The sequence below is a fragment of the Marinifilum sp. JC120 genome, assembly GCA_004923195.1.
In the GTDB taxonomy this organism is placed as follows: domain Bacteria; phylum Desulfobacterota; class Desulfovibrionia; order Desulfovibrionales; family Desulfovibrionaceae; genus Maridesulfovibrio.
On the sequence record RDSB01000001.1, the window covers coordinates 246466 to 273005 of the forward strand.

Below are 26540 nucleotides of genomic sequence, written 5' to 3' on the forward strand. Positions count from 1 at the left end.
TACAAACATTGACTAGAAAGGTATCTTAAGAATAATTTGAAATAATAAAAATCACTTATCTGCCCGGCCCTCCAGCCGTGAAAGGACAAAACATGACTCTTGAATCCAAAATTCGAGCGGCCATCGATGAACCGGAAAACATTGAACAAATATACAGAGATAACCCAAAGGACTTTCGAGATAAATATCGGGATGCTTTTATCGGACTAGAGGATTCACTTTTATTCCGGGCATGGCAGGCAAGATTGAATTTCTCCCCTGCAAAGACTCAAGCCCTTTCCTCAACCGACCTTCTAATTATGCTTTTGCTCTGCTTTGCGTCTGGGACTTTGCTGAAAATACCGGACTGGGCCGACCTTGATAATTTTGAACTATTCGGCTGGATGGTCTCACTGATCCCACTTTCAGCCATGTTCCTTTACACCATGCACATGCGCGGCTGGCCCAGAAGGACAACGACATTTGGGATTGGTATCAGTCTTTTTCTAGGATTGCTCATGAGTTTCATCCCTGAAAAATGGGATGACGTGTATGCGCTGGCCTGCCTTAATTTGCCCTTTTTAATCTGGTCTCTATACGGACTGAGTCGAGTTGCAAATAACTTGCAATCAACAGCTCAGCGAATCGAATACCTACGCTTCAGCGGAGAGCTAATCATTCACTCAGGGCTTCTTTTTTTAGGGGGAGGCGTACTACTTCTGCTGACCTTCGGATTATTTGATATGCTGCACATCGACAGTAGTTGGATAATTGAAGATCTGGCGATTTACGGAATGGGTTCAATCCCGCTGGTGGCAGCATGGGCCACGGACACATATTCTGCTGCCCGGAAACTGGTTCCCCTATTAGCCCGTATTTTCTCACCGCTACTGCTGGTGCTCATTCTCAGCTACATGGGAGCAATGGCTTGGAACACTGAAGAACTTTTTCAGGACCGCTCCACCCTACTAACCTACAATATCCTGCTGCTCAGTGTGTTGGCGACTGCCGTATTCACACTGACCGGACGAGGCGAAAAGGAAACAGGCCGTCTGAGTATCGCAGTAATCAGTCTAATGGTTGTGGCAACTGTCATTCTTGACCTTGTAGGAATCTGTGCCATCGGCTGGCGTATATTCGAATACGGCCTGACTGCTAACCGGATGAGTGTTCTCGGCTCTAACCTTGTCACTTTCGGAAATCTGGCTGTAATGGGCATGGGCTACCTGCGCTATCATTCCAGCAAGGGAACACTGGAAGATATCGAGATCGGACTTGCCCGCTACCTACCACTTTATGCAATCTGGACCGGGTTTTCGGTTCTCGTATTGCCTTGGATTTTCAGGTATTAAACAGGCGATAAGAAAAGGGGCCACACACGGGCCCCTTATTTATGCATGAACGTAATTTGCGAGAATAATCACCAATCCGCAAAAGAAACTGGCTATAATTGCCGGACGGCCGCCAAAAACTCTAAACTTCTGGTTCAACCCTGCTGCGCGCATTTTCCAAATCATGACACAGGGTAACAAAACCGCAATAACTGTAAAGGCTGCACCGGCATGAGCAAGGGCAGCGATAAAACCGTCTGGAGCCAGCATTGATGCACCAAGCGGTGGAAGAAATACAATCAAACTGGTCCCGATACGTCCCATATTATCATCTTTTCGCTTAAAAGTTTCAGCTACAAGATCGAACAAACTCAACGAAACGCCCAAAAACGAAGTAACAAGGGCCAGTGACGCAAAGACAGAGACTACAGTCTTAACCCACACAGTTCCACCGCTGATCAAATCGACCAAAGCATCAACATTTGTGATTGAAGCAAGCTGCTCCGGTGTCGTGCTTCCAAGAGAAAGGAACAGCCAGAGAAGATAGCAAAAACTTGGCATGGCCCCACCGACAATCAAAATTCGGATGAGACTCTTTTTATCTTCACCAATATAATTCACGATACTTGGTATACAGACATGATAACCAAAAGAAGTAATCAAAACAGGAAAGGTTACAAAGAGAGCTTGCGGAGTAGGATTGCCCTGCGAGAGAGAATTTAAATCCATCTGCCCACCAAGAGTACCAAAACAAACAAGCATCGCTGCAATCATCAAAATGAAAAGATATTTATTCGCCTGCACTACAATATGGGTACCTGCAACAAGAACCACTACGCTGAAGGCAGTAAAAATAGCGGCACCCAGTCGGGGATCAACTCCGCTTGCATTAGAAACAAGACCTCCAATTCCACTAAGGTATGCCACAATCAGACAGTACAACAAAAAGAAGACACTCCCGGTGCCTATCAGCTGTCCGGTATGACCGAGGATTTTGCGGGTCATGAAGTTAAAATTTACGCCCTTCCCGAATTCCAAATTAATTTCCAGCAGCATCAAAGCGGAGTAAGCAGCCACTACCCACATAAAAACAAGGGCACACGCCCCAGTGGTAAATCCAAGATTTCCTAAAGTCATTGGTAGGCCCAGCATACCTGCACCAATAGAAGTTCCAGCCACCACGCTGATTGCGCCTAGCGTTTTAGTATTCAAAACAATCTCCTTGAAAAATAACCATCAAAAAAACACCTGCATTCCAAGAATGAATACAAATGTTTAGTCTGACAGAAATTGGAAACAAAAATTATATAGACGGGATATTGAAGCACACAGAAGAAAGACCAAATGAAGTTCATTCTGAGCTTTGAAGCAGAAAATACTATATTCGTATTCCCTCAAGAAAAACATACTCTTATCGAAATTATTTGCAATAATTTTAAGGATAACAAAATATATACGTCAAATTTAAAGCTTCCACGCAAAAATCGCAAGACCATAAAAAACGGGAACGCCCAGAGCATTCCCGTTCATCTAAATCTGCAAAAATCAACCAAACAGCAAAAGAAAGATTATCTACGTGTACGATCGAATTTACTTACCGTAAATAAAATCATCCCCGTTTTCTTCATTTTGCTTCATAAGAAGTGCTGATATTCGCTGATAGCGTTCATTCATCATTTGAAACATATTTAACTCTTTCTTAAAATCAGCGCCTAAATCGTTTATACGTTGTTCAAAAAGCTGGCATGCAAAATTATACAGTTCAATATCCTGCTCGTTATACTCACGCACAACGGCTACATCTTCTTCTGTTATCTCTTTTTTTTTCTTTCTGACATTATGCTTTTCATACAAGACGTTCTCAAGATTCATCATCTTCTTTAGCATCAACAGACTTTCATCAAATCGTTCTGTAATGCCGACAAGATGCAATCTCTGTAAATTTTCCATTGCCCGTTCAAGCATGGTTCTATCATCATCGACAGCACCACAAAGCGAACGGGTCATCAAATTCTTCCCCCGATATATGAGCTCAGGACGCTGGCTGCTGACATACTCTGCCAGTGTGACTTTCTCTTCATTCAAATAGTTATAAAGATGATTCCCCGGCCAGGTACGCAAAAAATTGTATTCTGAAACGACTCTCGACACCGGCTCTCGTAAAAAAGTAAAGGCATTTTTACCCATAAAACCAGAAAAGAATTCATCAAAATCGTGCACAAAGACATGCCCTTGAACAAGCTTTATTCTTTCCAATTCCTTGGTCGTAATCTTTTTGAAAAAATCAAATTCTTCTTTGCTGTATACTGAACAGATTGTTTCTTCGGGAAATTTAGCTGCAAAAATATGATTTAGCGTTGTCCCTGCAGTTTTTGGAATATGCAAAAAAAAGAAAGGGCTATGCAAAGGAACTCCTTGAGCGAAAGACTCAGATTAATTTAGCTAAACCATGCAGAGAACTTGTTTCGGTTTCAGAACTGCCCGTAACACCTGTCAATATTACCCAAACCAAACCATAAGATCAATCAACAAAGGAGCCACAAAAAAGCGGGAACAGCCTGAGCCGTTCCCGCTTGAATAAGCAATCTGAAAGTTTCTGAAACTAAGCTGTTTCAGCTTCTTCCATATCGTCTTCGATCTTGCTGGGTCCAAACCCGAGAAGGATGGGACTTGCAACGAAGATTGAAGAGTAAGTACCGACGCCGACACCGATGAGCAGTGCGAGAGCGAAATCATGGATTACGCCGCCGCCCAATGCAAACAGAGCCGCTACAACCAGCAGGGTTGTGCCGGAAGTAAGGATGGTTCTGCTAAGGGTCTGGTTGATACTGATGTTGATGGTATCAGCGAGGCAATCACTGATCTTGCCGAGCAGGTTCTCACGGATACGGTCAAAAACGATAATGGTATCGTTCAGAGAGTAACCGATGATGGTCAGCAGGGCTGCAATGATGGTCAGGTCAAACTCCTTGCCGAGCAGGGAGAAAATACCCACAGTGATCGTAATATCATGGATAAGTGCCACAATTGCACCTAGAGCGTAATTAAGCTTCAGGTACCAACACAATCCGATAGTAATGAACAGCGCACCGAAAATGAGTACGGTGGTGGACATACCGATCATCTGCAACAGGGTGATTCCGCCGAAAAGGCCACCAGCCATAATTGCCGCAGCAAACCAGCGCTTCTCAAAACGACCGGAAATGTAAATAGCGATCAGGAGCACTGCAAAATACAATGCCTCAATAGCCTTAGTACGTAGGTCGGCACCAACTTTGGGTCCGACCATTTCCAGACGCTGGATCTCAAATCCGGTACCCTTCAGACCGGACTCAAGACCGGCAGAGATTTTATCTCTTACTTCTGAAGAACTGATCTCGGAAGAAGAGGTCCTGAGCAGGATTTCATTGTCATCTTCATGACCGAAACTCTGGACTACCAGCCCGGGAAGCTTGGCTTCCTTGAGAGCGCTTTTAACGGTCTTTACGCCTACTTCTTTATCAAACTTAACCTGAACCACAATACCGCCGGCAAAGTCGATGCCGTACTTAGGGCCGCCGTTCATAACCAGTGAACCGAGTCCGAGAAGGATCAGCACAGCGGAAATGACAAACGCCTTGGTCTTGAATCCGATAAAATCGATTTTGGTATCGGGTTTAATTATCTGCAATCCCATTTATTCACTCTCCTTAAATGTTCAGCGGCGCATCAGCGGCACGCTTGGAGGTGTAAAGATCAAACAAGATGCGGGTCACGAAAATAGCGGTAAACATGGAGGTAAGAATACCCAGAGTAAGTGTTACCGCGAAACCGCGCACTGGCCCGGTACCGAACTGGTAAAGAATAACCGCAGCGATCACAGTGGTGATGTTTGCGTCCAGAATAGTCAGGGTCGCCCTGCTGTAGCCTTCTACAATAGCAGCCTTAGCAGTGAGCCCTCTTCTGAGTTCTTCTCGTATGCGTTCGAAAATAATGACGTTTGCATCAACAGCCATACCGATGGTCAGGATAATACCCGCAATACCGGGAAGGGTCAGAGTCGCACCGAATGCTGCCAGACCAGCCAGAATCAGAACCACGTTGAGCACCAGCACAACGTTGGCAACAATTCCTGCAAAGCCGTAGTAGACAAGCATAAAGCCAAGCACGAGCACACTACCCACGACAGCGGCGGAAACGCCTTTATCAATGGATTCCTGTCCAAGGGAAGGACCGACAGTTCTCTGCTCAAGGATTTTAACCGGAGCGGGCAGTGAACCGGCACGCAGAACAATAGCGAGGTCGTGTGCTTCTTCAGTAGTATAGCTACCGGTGATGGAAGCGCGGCCGCCTGCAATCTTATCCTGAATGGTCGGTGCGGAATATACTTTTCCGTCAAGAACGATAGCCATGCGTTTCTTGATGTTTTCACCGGTGACCCTTTCAAAAATTCTTGCGCCCCTGCTATTAAAGTTCAGGGTTACGTAAGGCTGGTTGAACTGGTCAAAACGGGTCTGAGCATCGGTGATGTATTCACCGGTCAGCATGGCGTCTTTCTTAAGAACAATTGGTTTTTCAATGTATGAACCGTCAGGAAGTCTGTGCATAATGACAGTAACTTCACGGCCGGGGGCAACAATACCCTTCTGAGCTTTTTCAAGATCGGCATTTTCGTCGACCAGCTTGAATTCAAGATGGGCGGTTTTACCGATAATTTTGATAGCTCTTTCAGGATCCTGCATACCGGGCAGCTGCACCTGAATGCGGTTACCCTGCTGTTTGCGGATATCCGGCTCAGCCACACCGAACTGGTCAATACGGTTGCGGATGGTCTTGATAGCCTGATCCATGGTCAGCTTGGTCAGGTACTTCTTGTATTCCGGAGTAGGAGCAAAAACGTAAGTGACTTTGCCGTCAGGCTTCACTGCGGTGCTGAGGATAGTGAGATTACCGAAATTTTCCTTAACAAGCTTTTCCAGCTTTTCCTGCTGGGCCTGCTTGAGAAGAATAGCTTCGACTCTCTCGCCCTTCAACACTTTGGGCTTCAATACAATGATGCCTTCCTCGCGAGCAACGGCCTTGAGGTCGTCTCCCATACGAGAAAGGTTGTTATCCAGAGCTTTATCCATATCCACACCAAGTGTGAGATGGATACCGCCCTTAAGGTCAAGCCCCAAACTGATTTTATCATCAGGCAGGAAGCGAGCCATTCCCGAATTCTGAACCGCAGGCATTGAAGGAAGGAGGTAAGCAACTCCAAACACGACAACAAGCAGGGTCAGAACTATTTTCCAACGAAGACTCCCGTTCATCTCCTCTCCCTTTATAAATTCAACTAGGATAGGTTACAAAAACACTAAAAAGGCAAGCACTTACGGACTCATCCGAAAAGTGTCTTGCCTTGATAGGCTTCACTACACCAAAAGACTTATTTGTCTTTCTTTTCTTCTTTTTTCGCAGGATTAGCGAGGTTGGAAACAAAAGATCTCTCAACCTTGACCTGAAAACCTTCTGCAAGCTCAACGGTCAGTTCATCGCCATCTACAGCGGTTACCCTGCCGTAAATACCGCCTGCGGTAAGAACACGGTCGCCTCTCTGGATTGCTTCCAGCATAGCTTTGTGCGCTTTAGCTTTTTTCTGCTGCGGTCTGATAAGCAGAAAATAGAAAATTGCAAACATGAGGATGAGAGGGAGAAAAGAACCAAGTGCGCCCATGGGCCCGCCCTGGGCCTGCTGTCCGGCTGCACCCATCGCGTGTGCGACATCTGCAAAAAACATTACGTCCTCCTGAAAAGACTGTGTACGAATAAAACAATCCGCCTATTACACGGGAACATACATATTCCCGTAAGGGCGGTGTGACCGGGGCAAAAGCTTCATGAAATCTGAAGCCATTATCTTTGCCGCATCCACACCGATTTCCTCTGAATAATCAAGGACAATCTCGGCTATTGCCTCAAGATCGCCCTTATCCGCGGGTTCAACCACTATTTCATGGCCGACCATATCTTCGGAAACCTCGCCACGCACGTAGATTACACCTCCGTGCATCCCGGTTCCCAGAGACATTCCCGCAATGGGAGCATCTGGTTTACCAGAAAACATGCCAAGAAGTAAAATCACTCCTCCGGCCATATATTCACCTAGAAAATCACCGGCCTTTCCGCCGATGACAATCACAGGCTGCTGATCCATATAAGATTTCATATGGATTCCTACCCGATACCCGACATCGCCCTGAACGTAAATAGCCCCACCGCGCATTGCGTATCCCAAAACATCACCGGCAAGCCCCTTGATGACGATCTGTCCGTCATCCATGGTATTTCCGGTGCCGTCCTGCACATTGCCGTTAACGACTATTTTCGGCCCCTGCATAAAAGCAGCCATGTCCTGACCGGGCGTGCCATTGACTGTGAAAGTCAAATTCCCCTTAAGGGCTGTAGCTATGTACCTTTGTCCAACAACATTGTCGAGAACGAATTCACCAACTCCGTTTCGAACATTTTCCCGCACGATCTCATTGAGCCTGCGGTAATTCATGCCTGTGGCATCTATCTTTAATGATCCTGCCATACCGTCACCCGTCCGCCTGAACTATGACCGGTTCCCCGGCCTTGGGCATCCAGACCTCATCAAGGTCGGGACAGACCAGCCGTATGGCACTTTCCTCACTGGACATGAACACCCGGTCATCCTTCTTAGCAACAACAAGGGGCCGCAGCTTGATACGATCATTAAGTCCCCACAAACTATCGGAATCCGCCACCAAAATGGCAAACGGACCATTCAACATTGCACTTGCGTATGTGGTTCTCAGTGCGCTGTAAAGCTTTTTTTCCGGCCCATCCATTCTTTCTATTTCCTCCCAGAAAGGAGGCGCAAAAACAGACGAAGCCAGTTTTCGGCTCAAACCGTGTTTACGTACCAATAAATCAATTAAATATGCAACAACTTCCGTATCGGTATTCATGGTACATTCATACCCGTGGGTACATAAGTACCGCCTATTAATGCCGTACGAAGAAATTTCTCCGTTATGCACAATGGACCAGTCCAGAATGGTAAACGGATGCGCCCCGCCCCACCAGCCCGGAGTATTGGTCGGAAATCTGTTATGTCCGGTCCAGATATAAGCCGCATATTCATCCAGACGATAGAACTCCGCAATATCTTCGGGATAGCCCACGCCTTTAAAAGCACCCATGTTTTTGCCGCTGGAAAGGACAAACGCGCCCGGAACCTCTTTATTGATCTTCATGACCACGCCCACGATATAATCGGATTCGCTCCCCCCGCTGAACCGGGACTGGGGCCGCAGCTCTTTGGGGTAAACAAAGTACCGCCAGACCACAGGCGGATCAGGAATACTCAACACTTTCCTAGTCCTGATGGGTTCTGATTCGTTAATATCAAAAAATCTTTTGATAATAACTTCAGCCTTATCAAGGGCCTGCTGGTCATCACAGAGCAGTTGGAGGCAATATTTATCCGCCAGATCCGGATAAATTCCGTAAGCCGCAAAGCCGCCGCCAAGGCCGTTGCCCCGGTCATGCATACAGCTCATAGCCCGAATAGGAATATCACCGGGGATACATTCACGGCTTTTACTAATTACACCGAACACACCGCAACCGGAGATGTCCTTCTCAAAATCATGATAATTTTCTGGTGCTTTCATGTTTGGTGCCTCCGGCGGCTCTCCGAGGGCCAAAGAAACTTTTTGAAAAAAGTTTCTCTGGACTCTTCAAAAACTTTTAATAGGCTTCGCTACGTATTTTCTTAAACTTACTTTGAATCTGGATTCCATGCTTTGTTGAAAAATTCATCAGGCCACATGAGCACATCCGGTTCGCCTTGGCTGAGCCTTTTGCGGGTTTGCGCGTCTACCTTGAATTTGAATTTGATAAATGAGGTATACATTCCGGCAAAATCGATATCCCCTACCAGCACATAACCGACGAGCTGATCTTTTTTGAACACCAGCTTGCGGTAGCTCTGCTTAGGTTCATCAAAGAAAGTGTAGATCTCATAATCAGGATTCTCAGGATCAGGATTAACCTCGCCTACTGAAATTGTCGGCAAACCGAAAAAACTGATCGAACTCATGGACATGGTTCCGGGATATTTCGATTCATTCCCTGCCATATTCCTTCCGGCATAATACCCTTGAGTATAAGCATTGGACCAAACCGGAACGACTTTATCTTTATCAAAGATTACGTCCCGGGCCTGAGCAACATCGCCGGCAGCGAATATTCCATCTTTTCCGGTGAACATGTTGTCATCGACAACAACCCCCTTATCAACTTCGATCCCGGCCTCCTCTGCCAGCCTGATATTGGAAACCACCCCGATAGCTATGACAATGGCATCCGCCTCAAGGAAACTTTTATCTTCCAGTAGAATTCCGCGCAGCTTTCCATTCTTATCGCGCACAATATCCTTGCCGCTCACTCCGCAGCGGACCAGCATTCCAGCCTCTTCAACCCGCTTAGAAATGAGTCCGGCAGCTTCTTCATCGTAAGCAAGGGACAGAATTCGCCTTTCACTCTCGACAACAGCCACCTCAACACCACGGTTATATAAAGATTCCGCAGCCTTCAGACCAATCAGCCCGCCCCCAATGATAACCGCCCTCTTCAAATCCTTAACTGATTCAATTAAGCTGTAGGCGTCCTTGGCAGCAGTAAAATTATAAACACCTTCGCCTTTCAGGCCATTCACCTGCGGCACATAAGGCGTGCCGCCTGTGGCTAGAAGAAGCTTTTCAAACTGAATTTTCTCACCGTCGGAGGTCCGCAACTCCCCAGCTTCAAGGTCAATATTATTGATATATGTCGCCAATCTGAGGGTTACATTCTTACCCTTGTAATATTCGTCAGGACGCATAGACAACCGCTCAGGACTGATCCTTCCGGCCAGCAGATAGGAAGTCAACGGCTTGCCGTAGGCAGCTGTATTCTCAGCCCCGATCACAGTTATCGGGGTTTTACGGTCATACTTTCTAATGCCGTCAATGGCTCCAAGCGATGCAATGCCGTTACCGATAATCACATATGTCATGACTGCCTCTCTTCGTACTTCAAAGCTCGATTGGAACAAGCCTCTACACAGGCCGGACCACTTTCTCTGCCCGCGCAAAGGTCACATTTGATAATCTTATTATTATACTTGTCGCGCTGGATAGCTCCGTATGGGCAGGCCATTATGCAAGTCCAGCAGCCCACGCATTTATCCGCGTCATAAACCGTGATCCCGGTCTTCTCGTCCTTGGACAGTGCCCCGGAAATACAAACCGGAACGCATTCCGGTTCTTCGCAATGGCGACAGCTGATGGCAACGCAAACTTCATCAGCTTCTATCAGCCGCTTACGGGAAACCAATCCCTTGGCCCGTTCTTCCTTATAAGCAAGGACTAGGTCATGTGATTTGGAATGAGCAGCAAGGCAACCCAAAACACACAGGCCGCACCCGATGCACATGTCCCTATCTGGATAAATACGTTTCATACTAACACCATACGAACCTAACAAACGAAGCGGCAAAGCCCCGCTAAAAAGTTTTTCTTTCTGGCCGCCGGAGGCCTATCTACCTGCGTGCTTCACGCCTAAAATCTGCATTTCAGCTTCAGTCAGCCCTACGGCTCTCAGCTTATCCCTGTTACCGCGTAGACTCTCAATGGAATTCAAACCCATGCCGCCGAGCATTTCTTCGATCTCATGAGACCAGCCACGGACAAGATTGACCAACCGTTCCGCAGCAACTTCGGGATTCTGACGTTTGGCGAGTTTTTTATCGTTGGTAGCGATACCCCATGGACATTTCCCTGTGTAGCAGCGTCCGCATAAAGTACAACCCACAGCAACAAGAGCCGCAGTACCAATATTAACTGCATCCGCGCCCAGCGCAATGGCTTTGATAACATCGCCGCTGCAACGAAATCCGCCTCCGGCAATAATCGAAGCCTTGGAACGAATGCCTTCGTCCCGCAATCTTTGATCCACACTGGCAAGAGCCAGTTCAATAGGAATCCCCACATTATCGCGGGTCATGGCCGGAGCCGCCCCGGTTCCGCCCTTCATGCCGTCAATAGTCAAAATATCAGCCCCGGCACGCACTACGCCTGAAGCGATAGCAGCCACATTATGCACTGCCGCAATCTTCACCGCTATCGGCACACGGTATTCCGTGGCTTCCTTAAGTGCGAAAATGAGCTGCAAAAGATCTTCAATGGAATAAATATCATGATGCGGCGCTGGCGAAATTGCATCGGAACCCGGCGGGATCATACGGGTTTCGGAAATTTTACCATTAATCTTCTCTCCCGGAAGGTGTCCGCCGATGCCCGGTTTTGCTCCCTGCCCGACCTTAATCTCAATGCCTACTCCGGCGTTCAGATAATCGCTATGCACACCAAAACGACCAGAAGCAACCTGCACGATGGTCCATTGTCCATATTCGTAAAGCGACTTATGAAGTCCGCCTTCGCCAGTGTTATAGACTATGCCCAGCTCTTTAGCCGCCATAGCCATTGCCGCATGCAAATTGAAATTAATCGCACCAAAGGACATGCCTGCAAAGGTGATCGGGGTAGCAAGTTCTATCTGGGGAGTTTGTTCAGTCTGTAGGGCAGGATTGCCATCCTCATCGAACTTTACCTCCAAGCGATCCGGTTTAGATCCAAGAAAGGTTTTAAGTTCCATGGGTTCACGCAGCGGATCAATGGATGGGTTGGTAACCTGACTGGCGTCCAGCAGTAGCCGATCCCAGTAAACAGGAATATCCACCGGGCTGCCCATACCTGCCAGCAGCACGCCGCCACTTTCGGCCTGATTATAGATGTTACGCGCGAATTCAGGACGCCATGTTGCATTGGGCCGGAAGTCCAACTCGTTTAATTTTATAGTCAGTGCAGCTGTGGGGCACATGGCAGCGCAACGGTGGCAGCCCACGCATTTACGATTATCATGGGACACTTTATCGCGTGCGTCGTCCCAGAAATGTGCTTCATAGGGACACTGTATGATACAGACCTTACAGTCGATGCACAGGTCCGGGTCGCGCACTATACGGAATTCATGAAATGTGCTGGCAAATTTTCTAAATAGCAATGATGCCTCCGGCGGCTCTCCGAGGGCCAAAGAAACTTTTTGAAAAAAGTTTCTCTGGACTCTTCAAAAACTTTTATCGGGCTTCGCTACGGGTTATGTTCATTTTTACGGGATCGGTCATTACTGCATCCCTATTAACCATCTTTACCTTACAACGGGCCAAAAATTCAGATGCCTTGCTGGTGAGTAGCCATCGTAAAACGCTTCGCCTAGATTGGAAAAGTTGACTTTATTTCTCCAACTGATCTTTTTAGCGTATTTGTCACCAGCAAGAAAGCAACGGCGGCTATTTTTATTGCCTACCCACGGCTTATTGAATTTCTTTAATTTACTGACCACAGGCCAGAAGCCTTTCTTTTCATTGTAAGCTTTTCTCTGAGCTTGGAGAAGTAATTTCTGTTTAGCGCGATCATTTCCTTTGTGGAAATAAAAGAAAGCCGCACCCTTGCGGATCATCTCTTTGTTTACAAAGACATCATCCAGATAAATCCAGCCGATTATGCGCTTATAGCGATCCTTTCCTTTTCCGGCATATTCAATACGCACCCTTTTGCCGAGGATCAACTTATTCAACATGTCCTGCGCCTGCCGAGCATAATACTGATCCGGTTTGCCGTCCCGCCCGATTTCCGGGGTATCGATTCCGGCAATGCGCACATGTTTGTTGTTCGCAAGGATAAATGTATCACCGTCAATGACATAACGAACCTTGGCCTCGAAAGCTGAAGCTGTTGCCACGCTGAAAAACAGGCAGCAAAGCACAATAAAGAAAACGGGGCCCTTAAGGACCCCGCTTCGTAAATTGGTTATTTTAATCTTTCCTTTGAGCATTTAGTTACTTTTATTGTGCCCAGTGGATCAATCCTAATGAATGAGGATCGAGCAGGAGTTCATGTTTGGGCAGAATGCGTACGGTGTAACCGAACCTTCCGGCCTCATGGGGCATGACCTCTCCCTGATATACGTGCCAGCCGCCGCCCATGTCCTCTTCCGGGGTCATAATAACGGTATTACGGCGGGCGAACTTACCATCCTGCCCCACCGGTCCGGCATAAATTTCCACCTGAACATTATCAGTGGTCAGGCCGTTAAGGAAAACTTCTGCGGTGACAATAATCGGCTCTTCCACATAAACATCGGTATGGGTTTCCGAAGTAATGTTGCGGACCTTGAGGCTCGACCACTTGGTCATCACTTCCATTCTCCATGCAGCCAGATCCTTGGCTCCCTGGAAGTCATTCGTATGCATAGTGTTGTAGTTACTGAACGCGGGCTGGTAAGCCTTTTCAGTATAATCTTCCACCATACGGTTGGCGTTGAATTCCGGCCCCAAAATTCTGAGTGCCTTTTTGACCTTGGCAATCCAGCTGCGGGGAAGGCTGCCGTGTCCACGGTCATAGAATTCGGGAATTATGTCATTTTCCAGCACTTTGTAAAGGGTCTGACTCTCTACAAAATCCTGATATTCATGATCGTTGTAATCTTCTCCGCGTCCGATTGCCCAGCCAAGACTATTGTCAGGAAGATAGGCTTCATCCCACCATCCGTCAGGGGTACTGAACTGAAGGACACCATTAGCCATGGCCTTCATACCACTGGTTCCGCAGGCTTCAAGAGGACGCCTAGGAGTGTTCAGCCAGATGTCGCAACCCTGAACCATATAATTTGCCATCTTCATGTCGTAATCTTCAAGAAAAACAAGACTCATGCGGCATTCTTCGCGGCGGCAGAACTGAATAAGATCCTGAATAAGTTTCTTACCTTCGTTGTCCTGTGGGTGAGCTTTACCGGCAAAGATAAACTGCACCGGATGCTTAGAATCAGAAACGAGCTTGAGCAGCCTTTCCTTATCTTTAAACAACAGTCCGGCACGCTTGTAAGTGGCAAACCTGCGCGCAAAACCGATGGTCAATGCACGAGGATCAAGCACTTCGTCCGCCAGTTCGATCTCCTTACGACGAGCACCGATATTCATTAACTGACGACGCAAACGCTTACGCACGAAATCCACTAACCTTTCCCTGAGTCGTTCATGGGTACGCCAGAGTTCAGCATCCGGAATATTGTCAGTCTGTCTCCAGACTCTGGTGCAATCTGGATCTTCACGCCAGTTGGGGCCGAGGTAGCGGTCAAAAAGCAATGAAAAATCAGTAGCAACCCATGTGGGCATATGTACACCGTTGGTAATGGCTCCGATGGGCACATCTTCCACAGGGTACTGCTGCCATACTTTTTTCCACATGTTACGCGAGACATGACCATGAAGTTGGGAAACACCGTTATTGAAACGGGAAAGTTTGAGGGCCAGCACGGTCATGCAGAATTGTTCCGCATCATCACGGGGATCTTCTCTACCAAGTGACAGAAAAACTTTATAAGCAAGGCCCATGGTCTGGGCATACGGTTCAAAATATGGACGCATCAGGTCTGCGGGGAAGCGGTCGTTACCCGCAGGAACCGGAGTATGAGTGGTAAAGATACTGGATGAAGCCACCATTTCCATAGCTGCTTCAAAGGAAAGCCCATGTTCAGTCATGAATACCCGGATACGCTCCAGCCCGGCAAATGCGGAATGCCCTTCATTCATATGAATGACGCTGGGTTCCAGACCAAGAGCAGCAAGAGCCTTGACCCCGCCGATTCCGAGCAGAATTTCCTGCCAGAGACGCATTTCAAGACCACCACCATAGAGCCGTGCGGTAATATTGCGGAAATTTTCCGGATTCTCTGAGATATTGGTATCAAGCAGATAAAGGGTTACGCGCCCAACCTCTACATACCAGACTTTGACATGAAGCGGGTCCCCTTTCATATCAATGGAAAACTTAACATCATTACCATCTTTATCCTTTGCGGATTTGATGGACATTTCCTCAAAGTCATGACTGGGATAACGCTCCTGCTGCCAGCCATCCTGAGTCATGTACTGCCGAAAATAACCATGCTGGTAGCAAAGTCCGATCCCCACCAGCGGAATATTCAAATCACTTGCAGATTTCAGGTGGTCACCTGCAAGAATCCCTAGACCGCCGGAATAGATAGGCAGGCTGAGGCCGATGCCGTATTCAAAGCTGAAATAGGCTACAACAGGCTCACCTTTTTTTGCGCCCTCAAACTGATAGGAGCATCCTTCACGGGCAAGGTAACTTCTCTGCACCTTGCCAGCTTCCTTAAGGCGCTGCACAAAAAAATCATCATTGGCAAGTTCTTCAAGCTGCTGCTGGGGCAGGCTGTTCAAGAACTTTACCGGGTTGTGCTGACAATCGCGCCAGAGGACCTGATCAATTGAGGAAAATATACTGGCAATGTCGCTGTTCCAGACAAAAAGAAAGTTATATGCCAAATCCCAAAGCTCTTTCAGCTGGCTGGGCAGACGTGGAACGACGCTGTAAACGCGAAGCGGCTGCATAGTTATCTCCTTGAAGATTGATTCAAAACGGGATGATTTGACGAATATATCAGAAACCCCGAACCTTTCACACTCATTTTTATTATTTGCCTTATTCAGGTTAACATTTCAAGACAGTTTGGCAATAATCTGGATAGAAAGTTGACACACTTGCCTTACAAGAGCATTCTGCCTCTTCAAAATATCACTTGTTCAAGGATAGTAAAGATGAATCCTACCCAATCCAATCCAGTTGAAGTAAAAGTAAAATTTCTCAATGAGACCGCCCGCGAAGGAGGTCTGGACTATGCTACGCCCAACTCCGCCGGAGTGGACCTGCGAGCCTGCATTGAAGGTGATTTCGTAGAAATCGGCCCAGGCGAAAGATACGCCTTTCCCGCCGGAATAGCCATTGAAATCACATCTCCGGGTATCGCCGGGTTTATTTATTCCCGCAGCGGACTAGGCACAAAAGACGGCCTGACCGTCAGTCAGGGAGTCGGCGTAATTGACCCTGACTACCGTGGAGAAATTAAAGTTTCCCTGCTCAACACATCGGGCGAAAAACGACGAATTGAGCGTGGACAACGCATTGCACAGCTCGTTTTTATGCCCTACTGCCATGCCCAGCTGACTCCCAGCGAAGAACTTTCCGACACATCCAGAGGTGCCGGAGGATTCGGACATACAGGTAAAAAATAATCTCCACTGAAATAAAAAAAATACCATGAATAAACACGATACACTCGTAGCCGCCGAACAAAAATCAATCTGCAATACCTATGGCAGATACCCTGTTAACGTAACCAAAGCCAAAGGTTCCAGACTCTGGGACCTTGACGGCAAGGAATACATCGACCTGCTTTCCGGCATTTCCGTGGTCAACATCGGCCACTGCCGCGAGGATCTCGCAGACGTAATGGCTGAGCAGGCCCGCAAGCTGGTGCAGGTCAGCAACCTTTTTTATCAGGAAGAACAGGTGGAGTGTGCTGAAAAGCTGCTCGCCACCTGCGACGCTGACAAGGTCTTCTTCTCCAACTCCGGTGCGGAAGCCAACGAGGCCGCCATCAAGCTGGCCAGACGGTACATGCGCACTGTCAAAAAAAGGGACGCCTACGAGATCATTACCTTAGATGGTTCATTCCACGGACGGACCCTGGCCACCCTGACTGCAACCGGACAATCCGGTCCCATTAAGGACGGCTTTGCGCCCCTGCCCGAAGGATTCAAATATGTCCCCACAGGTGATGCCAACGCCCTCAAATCTGCCATCAGCGAGAAGACCGCAGCGGTCATGATCGAGATGGTTCAAGGCGAAGGCGGTATTAAGCCGTTGCCCGAGGATTACGTTAAGGCCGTAACCGAGCTGGTTGCCGAAAAAGACATCCTGCTCATCGTGGATGAGGTTCAATCCGGCCTGTGCAGGACCGGAAAATGGTGGGCACACCAGCACTACGGAGTGACCCCGCATATTTTCACATCTGCCAAAGCCCTTGCCAACGGTCTGCCCATGGGGGCCATGTTTGCAACCGAAGAAGTCGCCAAAGGGTTCACCCCCGGCAGTCACGCCACTACTTTCGGCGGAGGCGCACTGGTTTCCAAAGTTGCATCCAAGGTCATCGACATCATGACTGAAGATAAACTTGACCAGCGTGCAGCCGAACTGGGAGATTTCTTCAAGTCCGAAGCCGGCAAACTACAAGATAAATTCCCCGGCAAGATCAAATCCGTGCGCGGACTCGGCCTCATGCTCGGCGTTGAACTCAGCTTCGACGGCAGTGAAGTTTTTGCAGCCCTGCGGGAACAAGGTTTCATCCTCAACCTGACCAAAGGAACAATCCTCAGATTGCTCCCGGCCCTGACGATTGATAAGGAAGACCTTGTTGCGTTCCTCAAAGCTCTGGAAGGCCTTCTGGCAGAACAGGCTTAACTTGACCAATACGGCATACAGGCTTATCTTTACAATATGGATGACATTGCACTTGCCACACCTGTAGAAGGCGGTGTTCGAGACACCAGTATAGAACCGTGGATTCCGACGGAGAAACCTGACGTAGTCCCTGATTCTATTGATACGCCCACGCTCAACCTGCATGAACAAGAACAGCAGAAAATAGTAGAGAAAGCCATCCACAGCCTGACCGGCAAAGGCAATCTCCTTGACCGTATTGTTTAAAACTACGATCTTCCTGCTTTGTGCGGGATTAAATAAATAAACCACAAAAGCCCAAATACTAGCTTTAGTACTTGGGCTTTTTCATGTACTGCTATTTCGAAAACAAAACGACTCGACGAACAATCAAACTCGATAAAAGATATAAGGAACACCAATGCCTAAACTGCTCAGAATCCAGTTCACTCTTTCAGAATTGGAAAGCGATGAATGTCAGGTTTACCTTGGCGGCCGAGTCGCCCACGGCTGGGAAGAAAAACCGCTTGATGATGATTCTATTTTTTACACCATCCATCTGGAAGATCATCCGCTGGGAATTGAAATAGTCGAAGAAATCAAAGCCCGCTGGCCTCATGCTGGATGTGTGGCCAAAGATATTGAAGATGAAAACTGGGGACTGGCCTGGAAAGACTACTTTGAGCCTGTCACCTGCGGACAATTTGAAATATTGCCCCCGTGGTTGTTGGAAAAGAAAACCGAAGGCAAAGACCACATCATCATCGAACCCAAAATGGCTTTCGGTACAGGCGGACACCCCACCACCGCCCTCTGCCTTGAACTGATCAGCAAGCTTGCTGAAGAAGGCAGATTAAATGCGGACATGGAATTTTTCGATCTCGGCACAGGTTCCGCAATCCTCGCCATTGCCCTTGCCAAACTGGGACTGAAAGGTGTTGGTGTGGACATTGATCCACAATCCATTGTCTGCGCACAGGAAAACATCGACAACAACGATGTGGATGGCATCATCCTTTCCGTAGGCAGTGCGGACAGCATTGACCCCAAACTCAAATACGAGCTGGTGGTAGCAAATATTCTTTCCGGTCCGCTCATCGAGCTTTGCCCCGATGTGACCGCAAGGCTGAAAGAAAATTCCATCCTGATCCTTTCCGGTATCCTTGTGGAACAAGCCGAGAAAGTAGCTGAAACTTATATAAAAGCAGGGCTGCCCGCCCCGGAAATAGTCACCATGGGTGAATGGGCCGGGCTTCTCTGGCGCGATGTAAGTGAAGATTAATTTGAATGCCTCCGGCGGCTGGGGAAGGGAAACTTTTGCAAAAGTTTCCCTTCCCCAGACCCCATCCCTTCAAAACCTTTTAGTTTGCTTCGCATATAGCGCAATCAATCTTTTTTAATGAACAGAGAGCAAACATTACATAAGTACTACGAAGCCCTTTCCGAAAGATTAGGGCCTTGCCATTGGTGGCCGGGTGAAAGCCCGTTTGAAATTGCCGTGGGTGCTATTCTGGTCCAGAATACAAACTGGACTAATGTTGAAAAGGCTATCAATAATCTTAAAGCAAACGATGGTCTGACCCCGCAAGGCTTGCGTAAGTTTTCCATGGAAGAATTGCAGGAACTTATCAGACCTTCGGGTTTCTTCCGCATGAAAGCGGTAAGACTCAATAATTTCCTTGATTTCCTTGACGCCAACTCAGCAAGGTGTATCACGGACTTGGAAGAAGAAGAGACCTTTGAGCTGCGCGAGAAACTGTTGGCAGTCAACGGAATCGGCCCGGAAACTGCGGATTCCATCCTGCTGTACGCTTTAAGCAAACCTGTATTTGTGGTCGATGCCTATACCCGCAGGATTTTCAACCGCCATATGCTGGTTCATGAAGACATTGATTATCATGAATTGCAGGATTATTTCATGGATGTACTTGATCCCGACGTGGAAATGTACAATGAATATCACGCATTGATTGTGAGAACAGCCAAAGAATGGTGTAAAAAATCAAACCCTGACTGCGAAAACTGCCCGCTGGGTAAATTTCTGGAAAATTGATTTCAGCTTATGTCCCGATTCCATTTCAAAACATACCTGTTTGTCGCAGCTTTTATGCTGCTGACGTTGTGCAGCGCTAAAATTCTCTCAGCGGATTCCACTGTAAGCAGGCTAAAGGATGAAATTCAGGACACAAAGCACACCGTCACGCAGCAAAAGCAGGAACTGCTCAAGCTGACCCGCGAAGAACGCAGCATGTTCGGAGAACTTGCCACAATCGAAGACCGTATCACCGATGTGGAACGGGAACTTTTCCGGCAGGAAGACGACCTTGCGGGCATCATGGAAGATGAACAGGCTGCCAAGGCGGATCAGCGTGTTCTCGAAGATGAACTTTCAGAAATCGTTGATAAGCTGAAATCCATGCTGACCAAACTATGGCCAGTCCACTCCCGCAAGCTTGAAAATAAATTCGGTTCACTTGATGACTGGGAAAAGGCAGACCGCAATTTTGTCTGGCTGGCCTCCTTATATAAAGAGACCAAAACTGAGCTGAATAAAGCACAGGAAAAAGCCGATGAAATCTCAGTCAACCTTGAAGTCCAGAAAGACCTACGCTTGAAAGCGCAAGCCAAGCTATCAGAAATCAACAGTACCAAAGACGGATTGCTGAAGGATAAGTTGAGCCTGCTTGCCGGTATTAAAAGTATCCGCGCCCTCAAGATCAGCAGAGAGCAGGAACTGAAAGGGCTTCTTGATACAATCAACAAACTGAATTACAGACTTAAGAGCCTAACAAGCAGAAAAATTGCCACATTTAAAGGATCTTTACCCCGTCCGTGCGAGGGGAATGTCAAAGTCCGGTTCAAGCCTTCCGCCAAACCGCCAGTGCGCGGTGTCGGAATCCAGACCACTGGAAATGTTGATGTAAAATCAGTCTTCTGGGGCAAAGTCGTGCATAACGACACACTCAGAGGATTCGGGCGGGTTGTGATTATTTATCACGGCTACAACTACTACTCCCTTTACGCCTACCTTGCCGAAAGTTTTGTTAAAACCGGCCAGGAGGTTGAAAAGGATGAAATTATCGGTAAAACAGGGTATTACCCTAACTTAAAAGAAACGGGACTCTATTTTGAATTGCGTTTTCATCAGAAACCCGTTAACCCGCAAAAATGGCTTGCCCGAAATTAATGAATAATAACTTGAGCAAGATACAGCAGCCACCAAGCTGGAGGAACACATGAGAAAATCTTTGTGGATGATAGCCATCATCTGTCTTTTCGTAATCTCCGTTGCACCGGAACCAACACAAGCCGTTGATGATAACCGTTTTGAACCCCTGCGCAGATTTTCGCAGGTACTTGATCTGGTGGAACATAATTACGTTAACGACATCTCCCGCAAAGAACTTGTCGATGACGCTGTAAAGGGCATGCTTGAACAGCTCGATCCCCACTCCACTTTTCTTTCCACTGATGATTTCAAGGAAATGCAGGAATCCACCAGCGGTGAATTCAGCGGCATCGGCATTGAGATCAGCATGGAAAAAGGTCGCTTGACCGTTATCTCCCCCATTGAGGATACCCCGGCCTATAAAGCCGGACTCAAGGCTGGAGATCTCATCCTTGAAATCAACGGTGAATCCACCCAATCCATTTCTCTTATGGAAGCCGTGGGTAAAATCAGAGGCAAACGCGGAAGTGACGTAATCCTGACCATTCTGCACAAGGATTCCAACAAGCCCGAAAAGATAACCATCACCCGCGACACTATCCCCATCATCAGTGCCAAAAGTCAGGAACTTGAAGATGGTGTCCTCTATCTGCGACTGACCAGATTTAACGAAAACACCACCCGTGAAATGCATAAAGCCCTGCGCGAATACAAGAAAAAACACACCCTCAAAGGTGTCGTCCTTGACCTGCGCAACAACCCCGGCGGTCTGCTCACTCAGGCGGTTTCCGTTGCCGATACTTTCATCAATGATGGTTTGATCGTTTACATTGAAGGCCGCAACAAAGCCAGCCGTAAGGATTTCATGGCTGCAGAACAGGCCACGGATGTACACGTACCCATCGTGACCCTGATCAATGCCGGTTCCGCATCCGCTTCTGAAATTGTAGCTGGAGCACTTAAGGACCATGATCGCGCACTGCTTCTAGGCGAACGCACCTTTGGTAAAGGCTCCGTACAGACCATTATTCCTATGGCTGACGGTTCCGGTATCAAGCTGACCACTGCCCTTTATTACACCCCCAGCGGCCGTTCCATTCAGGCCGAGGGCATTGATCCTGATATCGTCTACCCCTTTGTCCCCCCGGCTGTAGACAAAGATGACCGCTTCATCCTGCGTGAAAAAGGGCTCAGCCGTCATCTTGAAAACAACGGCAAAGACATAAAAAGCACCAAAGTTCAAGACGATAAGGCAAAAAAGATGCTTGAAAGGGACAACCAGCTCAGACTGGCCCTGCAAATGGTCAAGCAGCTCCCCCGCCTGAAAGAAATCAAGTAGCATCAAAGGGTTACAAGAAGTGGACCAGAACAGCCCCGAACAAAAAGAACAGCCCGAAATCCCGGATTCAAATCCGGGACTTCGGGCTTATATTTCCAAGCCAGTAGCCATTGCCGTATTGACGGTTGCTGCTGCGGCCAGCATCTGTTTGATAATTGCCCTGCTTGTTTCCGGCTCCCCGGAAAGCAGTGCTTCTATTGATCCGGTTGAAGCGGAACAGACTGTGACTGAACAGGCTTCAACACGCCCCATCCCGCTATACGAAGAACCCATGGAAGGGGACCTTGACGATCTGGTCAAACGTATTGACCTAAGCCTGATCAATACCCTTAAAGCAGCCAAAATATCCATGAGCGAGCTGCGGCTGGAAGATGTCTCCCTGAAAAAACATCAGGGCCGTGATTACCATTTCCAGCAGCTCAGCTTTCCCGTATCCGGCGATAAAAAACTGTTTCTCAGCAACGTACAAAAGGGTCTGGAATCCACCGCGCTAAATGCAAGCCTGCATGAGATTGCGGCTGACAGCTGGATGATCAGTATCAACGGAGTACCTACTCATAAGTTTTCCATTTTCACCCCGGCGGTGATAAAAACAAAGCCCGCTCCGGTTAAACTTGACCCCAACGCCCCCAAACTTGCTATCGTCATTGATGACATGGGCGAGGATGTCAGACTTGCTAAAGGATTGGCCGCACTTGATGCGAAAATAACCTTTTCCATCTGGCCCAGCAGTTCACATGTGAAAAAGACAATCGACATTGCTAAAAAGAGCGGCAATGAGATCATGGTCCACCTGCCCATGCAGCCCAAAGGCTACCCCAAGGTAAATCCCGGCGCTGATGCCCTGCTGGTAGGCATGAACGCAGACAAAATCAGCCAGATAACTTTGGCGGCCATATCAAAAGTTCCCGGAGCCACCGGACTCAACAACCATATGGGGTCCAGCTTTACAGAGAATTACAACGGAATGGTCGTTGTTTTAAAACAGCTGCACAAAAAGCAACTGTTCTTTCTAGACAGCCGGACCACTCCCAAAAGTGCTGGTCGCCGAGCTGCTTCCAAGGCTGGTGTCACCTTCTACGAACGCAATATTTTCCTCGATAATGTCAAAGATATCGGTGCTATCAAATACCAGCTTTCAAAAGCTGCCAAAATTGCCCGCAAGAGGGGGCAAGCCATCGCCATCGGACATCCGAACCATGAAACCCTCAAGGCCATCCGCCAGTGGGTTGCTGAAAACAAGGGAAAAATCAGGATAGTTCCGGTTAGTTCGTTGCGCCCTAAGGGTTAATCTGCCGACATACAACTGTCGCTAAAATGAAAGCAAGCCGGAATTAGAATCTGCGGATAAATCTGTCAGTATAAAAAATAATTTTGATCCTGTCTTGACTTAAGTGTCATTTTAAGGGCAAATTCACTTTAATAAATAATTTTTCAATAAAGGGTTGTATCAGGATGAAAAAAATCCTCCTATTCCTCGTGCTGCTGTTCATGGTTACGGTTCCCGTAATCCACTCCGCCCAGACTCACACAGTCTCTATTTCTCAAATTGTCGAACACCCCTCCCTTGATGCCATGAGAGATGGTTTTAAGGACAGGCTAAAGGAAGCCGGATTTGATGTAATTTACAACGAGCACATAGCTCAGGGTAATCAGGCAACCAACATTCAGATTGCCAACCAAATCAAAGGTGAAAGCCCAGATCTGGTACTGACCATCACCACTCCTTCTTCACAGGCTGTTGCCCAGAAGATTAAGGATATCCCCGTACTGTTTACCGGTGTTACCGATCCTGTAGCCGCAGGACTTGTAAAAAGCCTCATGCATCCCGGAAAAAATATTTCCGGCATGACCGACTTGAGCCCGGTTCTGCGTCAGGTAGAGCTGATCAAAGAATTTCTGCCTGAAGTTAAAACAATCGGAACCATCTACAATGCCGGGGAAGCCAACTCCATCGTGCTGACCAACCTGCTCAAAGAAGTCTGTAAGGATTTCGGCATCAAGGTAGAAGAAGCTTCCGTTGCCAACTCAAGCGGCGTTTATCAGGCAGCCAAAAGCCTTGTAGGTAAATGCGATGCCATCTACATCCCGCTGGACAACACCGTTGTTTCCGGTCTTGAAGCAGCTATCAAGGTCTGTCGCCAGAACAAATTGCCCATCTTTTCCGCTGATACCGACTCTGTCGAGCGCGGAACCGTTGCCGCAATAGCTGTCGATTACTATCGCATGGGACTTCAAACCGCTGACATGGCCGCCCGCATTCTCGGTGGCAAGGCCAAAACCGCGGACATGCCTGTTGAAACGCTCCAGAATCTGCGCCTTTTCGTAAATGAGAAAGCAGCGGCCAGAATGGGAGTGAAAATTCCCAAACAGGTCATGGATCGGGCCGACGAAGTGATTAAGTAAATATTTGCAAATATTCCGTATAAGAGTTAAAGGCGCAGTACATTCTGCGCCTTTTTTTATTTCTGCCTTCGGCGACCCTGCCGGGGGCCTTAAACCCTTTTTGCAAAAAGGGTTTAAGAATCCCAAAAACTTTTATTAGTTTTCAACTGTCATACCTCTTAAATATTTACGTATTTAAAAGAATTATTTTATACTTATGATTAGTCTATATGCTTTCATGGGAGCTATTGAGCAGGGAACTGCTTTCGGGCTCATGGTTTTAGGTGTGTACCTGACATTTCGGGTACTGGACTTTCCCGACCTTACTGTGGACGGCAGTCTGCCGCTCGGAGCTGCGGTCTCCGCGGTTGCAATCAGCAACGGCTATCACCCTCTTACTGGTATGGCTATGGCTGTTGGGTCCGGGTTTATTGCCGGAGCAGTTACAGGCATCCTGAATACAAAGTTCAAGATACTGCACCTGCTGGCCTCCATCCTGACCATGATCTCCCTCTATTCCATCAATATCCGCATCATGGGCAGACCAAATATTACCCTGCTCGGTGAGGATACCCTTATCGACCAATTTATTGAACTGAGCGGACTCGCCCCTCACTATTCCACTCCAATACTTTTCGCCATCATTTCCGGTGCTGCCCTGCTGGCACTGATCTGGTTTCTGAAAACATCTTTCGGACTGGCAATGCTCGCCACCGGGGATAACCCCAAAATGGTCACCAGCCTCGGCGTTAACCGCGATATGATGATCATCTTCGGCGTGGGACTTTCAAACGGCATGGTTGCTCTTTCCGGTGCACTGGTGGCCCAGAACCAAGGTGCTGCTGATGTCAACATGGGCATCGGGACTATCATTGCAGGTCTTGCTTCAGTTATCATCGGGGAAACCCTTTTCGGGAAGCCCAATGTTACCCGGGCCATGCTTTCCGCACTGCTCGGTTCTGTGATCTACCGCATAGCCATTGCACTGGCACTCGGTGTCAGATTCGGCGATTTCGCATTCACCCCCAGCGACCTGAACCTTGTCACCGCCGCTCTGGTTGTTGTGGCACTGGTCTCCCCTCATATCAAATCCGGGCTGCTGAAAAGGAGGGCTTCATAATGAATCCCCTTAATCAAATGCTTTGGGTCGAAAAAGCAGCCAAGACCTTCAACCCGGACAGCGTCAACGAAGTGCAAGCCCTGCGCGGCGTTGACCTCAAAGTTAATTCCGGGGAATTCATCACCGTCATCGGTTCCAACGGAGCCGGAAAATCCACTTTTCTTAACTCAGTTGCCGGAACCTTCATGCTCAGCAGCGGGAAAATATCCATTGCGGGCAATGATGTAACCAGATGGCCGGAGCACAAACGGGCCGCCAATCTTGGGCGCGTATTTCAAGACCCATTACTGGGCACCTGCGGCTCACTTTCCATTGAACAGAATATGGCCTTAGCTCTCAAACGAGGCAAACGCAGAGGGCTGGGTCTGGGCGTAAAAGCACGCGACCGGGAACTGTTCCGGGAGCAGCTTGCAACCCTCGGACTTGGATTAGAAAATAGGCTGGCGGATCAGGTTGGATTGTTGTCCGGTGGACAAAGACAGGCTTTAACCATGCTAATGGCAACAACCACAAGGCCGGATATTTTATTACTGGACGAACATACAGCCGCGTTGGACCCCAAGACAGGACGCAAAATTCTTGATATAACCGACGCCGTTGTACATCGTGACAACCTGACCACGCTTATGGTGACCCATAACATGAATCAGGCCATCAACATGGGCGATAGATTAATCATGTTCCATCAGGGCATGATAATTCTGGATATTTCCGGGAAGGAGAAGAAGGGACTGAAAGTTGAAGATCTGCTAGATCGATTCTACTCCCTTCGCGGCGAGGATGTGGCTACGGACAGGATGCTTTTTTCCTGATCGCTGCTGCATGA

General features: G+C 47.9%; 24 protein-coding genes. 12 read left to right on the top strand and 12 right to left on the bottom strand.

The features are described 5' to 3' along the window. The first annotated feature begins 92 nt into the window (after positions 1-92). Complete coding sequence (locus D0S45_01220) at positions 93-1331, top strand: hypothetical protein (protein ID TIH19988.1); 1239 nt, start codon at positions 93-95, stop codon at positions 1329-1331. A 39-nt stretch (positions 1332-1370) separates the two neighbouring features. Here the strand turns inward: D0S45_01220 and D0S45_01225 are convergent, their stop codons facing one another. The 12 genes from D0S45_01225 to D0S45_01280 form a co-directional block, all read right to left on the bottom strand. Next, positions 1371-2522, bottom strand: a complete 1152-nt coding sequence (locus D0S45_01225) for an aromatic amino acid permease (protein ID TIH19989.1) — start codon at positions 2520-2522, stop codon at positions 1371-1373. A 378-nt stretch (positions 2523-2900) separates the two neighbouring features. Further along, positions 2901-3716 (bottom strand): sulfotransferase, encoded by an 816-nt coding sequence (locus D0S45_01230; GenBank protein TIH19990.1) that lies wholly within the window; start codon positions 3714-3716, stop codon positions 2901-2903. 196 nt (positions 3717-3912) lie between these two features. After that, positions 3913-4986, bottom strand: a complete 1074-nt coding sequence (secF, locus tag D0S45_01235) for a protein translocase subunit SecF (protein TIH19991.1) — start codon at positions 4984-4986, stop codon at positions 3913-3915. Positions 4987-4999: 13 nt separating this feature from the next. Then, positions 5000-6601: a protein translocase subunit SecD gene (gene secD / locus D0S45_01240; GenBank protein ID TIH19992.1), complete on the bottom strand. Its 1602-nt coding sequence runs from the start codon at positions 6599-6601 to the stop codon at positions 5000-5002. A 116-nt stretch (positions 6602-6717) separates the two neighbouring features. Next, entirely contained in the window at positions 6718-7068 is a 351-nt protein-coding gene (yajC, locus tag D0S45_01245; GenBank protein TIH19993.1) for a preprotein translocase subunit YajC, read from the bottom strand. A gap of 45 nt (positions 7069-7113) precedes the next feature. Then, positions 7114-7866 (bottom strand): hypothetical protein, encoded by a 753-nt coding sequence (locus D0S45_01250; protein TIH19994.1) that lies wholly within the window; start codon positions 7864-7866, stop codon positions 7114-7116. A 4-nt stretch (positions 7867-7870) separates the two neighbouring features. Further along, positions 7871-8971, bottom strand: a complete 1101-nt coding sequence (locus tag D0S45_01255; protein ID TIH19995.1) for a hypothetical protein — start codon at positions 8969-8971, stop codon at positions 7871-7873. A gap of 107 nt (positions 8972-9078) precedes the next feature. Continuing rightward, positions 9079-10356, bottom strand: a complete 1278-nt coding sequence (locus D0S45_01260) for an NAD(P)/FAD-dependent oxidoreductase (protein ID TIH19996.1) — start codon at positions 10354-10356, stop codon at positions 9079-9081. Then, positions 10353-10802 carry a 4Fe-4S dicluster domain-containing protein gene (locus D0S45_01265; GenBank protein ID TIH19997.1) on the bottom strand — a complete coding sequence of 150 codons (450 nt, stop codon included), beginning with the start codon at positions 10800-10802 and terminating at the stop codon, positions 10353-10355. Before D0S45_01265 ends, D0S45_01260 begins: the two co-directional genes overlap by 4 nt. 75 nt (positions 10803-10877) lie before the next feature. Beyond that, entirely contained in the window at positions 10878-12404 is a 1527-nt protein-coding gene (locus D0S45_01270; protein ID TIH19998.1) for a 4Fe-4S dicluster domain-containing protein, read from the bottom strand. 144 nt (positions 12405-12548) lie between these two features. Next, positions 12549-13235 carry a nuclease gene (locus tag D0S45_01275; protein ID TIH19999.1) on the bottom strand — a complete coding sequence of 229 codons (687 nt, stop codon included), beginning with the start codon at positions 13233-13235 and terminating at the stop codon, positions 12549-12551. 10 nt (positions 13236-13245) lie between these two features. Further along, positions 13246-15813, bottom strand: a complete 2568-nt coding sequence (locus D0S45_01280; GenBank protein ID TIH20000.1) for a glycosyltransferase family 1 protein — start codon at positions 15811-15813, stop codon at positions 13246-13248. A gap of 207 nt (positions 15814-16020) precedes the next feature. Between D0S45_01280 and D0S45_01285 the strand changes: the two genes are divergently transcribed. The 11 genes from D0S45_01285 (at position 16021) to D0S45_01335 (ending at position 26526) form a co-directional block, all read left to right on the top strand. Then, entirely contained in the window at positions 16021-16494 is a 474-nt protein-coding gene (locus tag D0S45_01285; protein ID TIH20001.1) for a dUTP diphosphatase, read from the top strand. A 25-nt stretch (positions 16495-16519) separates the two neighbouring features. Next, complete coding sequence (locus D0S45_01290) at positions 16520-17722, top strand: aspartate aminotransferase family protein (GenBank protein TIH20002.1); 1203 nt, start codon at positions 16520-16522, stop codon at positions 17720-17722. A 36-nt stretch (positions 17723-17758) separates the two neighbouring features. After that, positions 17759-17968, top strand: coding sequence for a hypothetical protein (locus D0S45_01295; GenBank protein ID TIH20003.1), 210 nt, complete (start codon positions 17759-17761; stop codon positions 17966-17968). A gap of 154 nt (positions 17969-18122) precedes the next feature. Next, the gene (locus tag D0S45_01300) at positions 18123-18983 is read left to right on the top strand and encodes a 50S ribosomal protein L11 methyltransferase (protein TIH20004.1); all 861 of its coding nucleotides are present in this window, start codon (positions 18123-18125) and stop codon (positions 18981-18983) included. A gap of 117 nt (positions 18984-19100) precedes the next feature. Beyond that, entirely contained in the window at positions 19101-19754 is a 654-nt protein-coding gene (locus tag D0S45_01305; protein TIH20005.1) for an endonuclease III domain-containing protein, read from the top strand. Positions 19755-19763: 9 nt separating this feature from the next. Further along, positions 19764-20888 (top strand): peptidase M23, encoded by a 1125-nt coding sequence (locus tag D0S45_01310; GenBank protein TIH20006.1) that lies wholly within the window; start codon positions 19764-19766, stop codon positions 20886-20888. Positions 20889-20937: 49 nt separating this feature from the next. After that, complete coding sequence (locus D0S45_01315) at positions 20938-22209, top strand: S41 family peptidase (GenBank protein TIH20007.1); 1272 nt, start codon at positions 20938-20940, stop codon at positions 22207-22209. Between the two features lie 19 nt (positions 22210-22228). After that, on the top strand, positions 22229-23500 hold the full coding sequence (locus D0S45_01320) for a divergent polysaccharide deacetylase family protein (protein TIH20008.1): 1272 nt from the start codon (positions 22229-22231) through the stop codon (positions 23498-23500). 164 nt (positions 23501-23664) lie between these two features. Then, entirely contained in the window at positions 23665-24615 is a 951-nt protein-coding gene (locus D0S45_01325; protein TIH20009.1) for an ABC transporter substrate-binding protein, read from the top strand. Between the two features lie 199 nt (positions 24616-24814). After that, positions 24815-25714: an ABC transporter permease gene (locus D0S45_01330; protein TIH20270.1), complete on the top strand. Its 900-nt coding sequence runs from the start codon at positions 24815-24817 to the stop codon at positions 25712-25714. A gap of 17 nt (positions 25715-25731) precedes the next feature. Beyond that, positions 25732-26526: an ABC transporter ATP-binding protein gene (locus D0S45_01335; GenBank protein ID TIH20271.1), complete on the top strand. Its 795-nt coding sequence runs from the start codon at positions 25732-25734 to the stop codon at positions 26524-26526. The last annotated feature ends 14 nt before the right edge of the window (positions 26527-26540 follow it).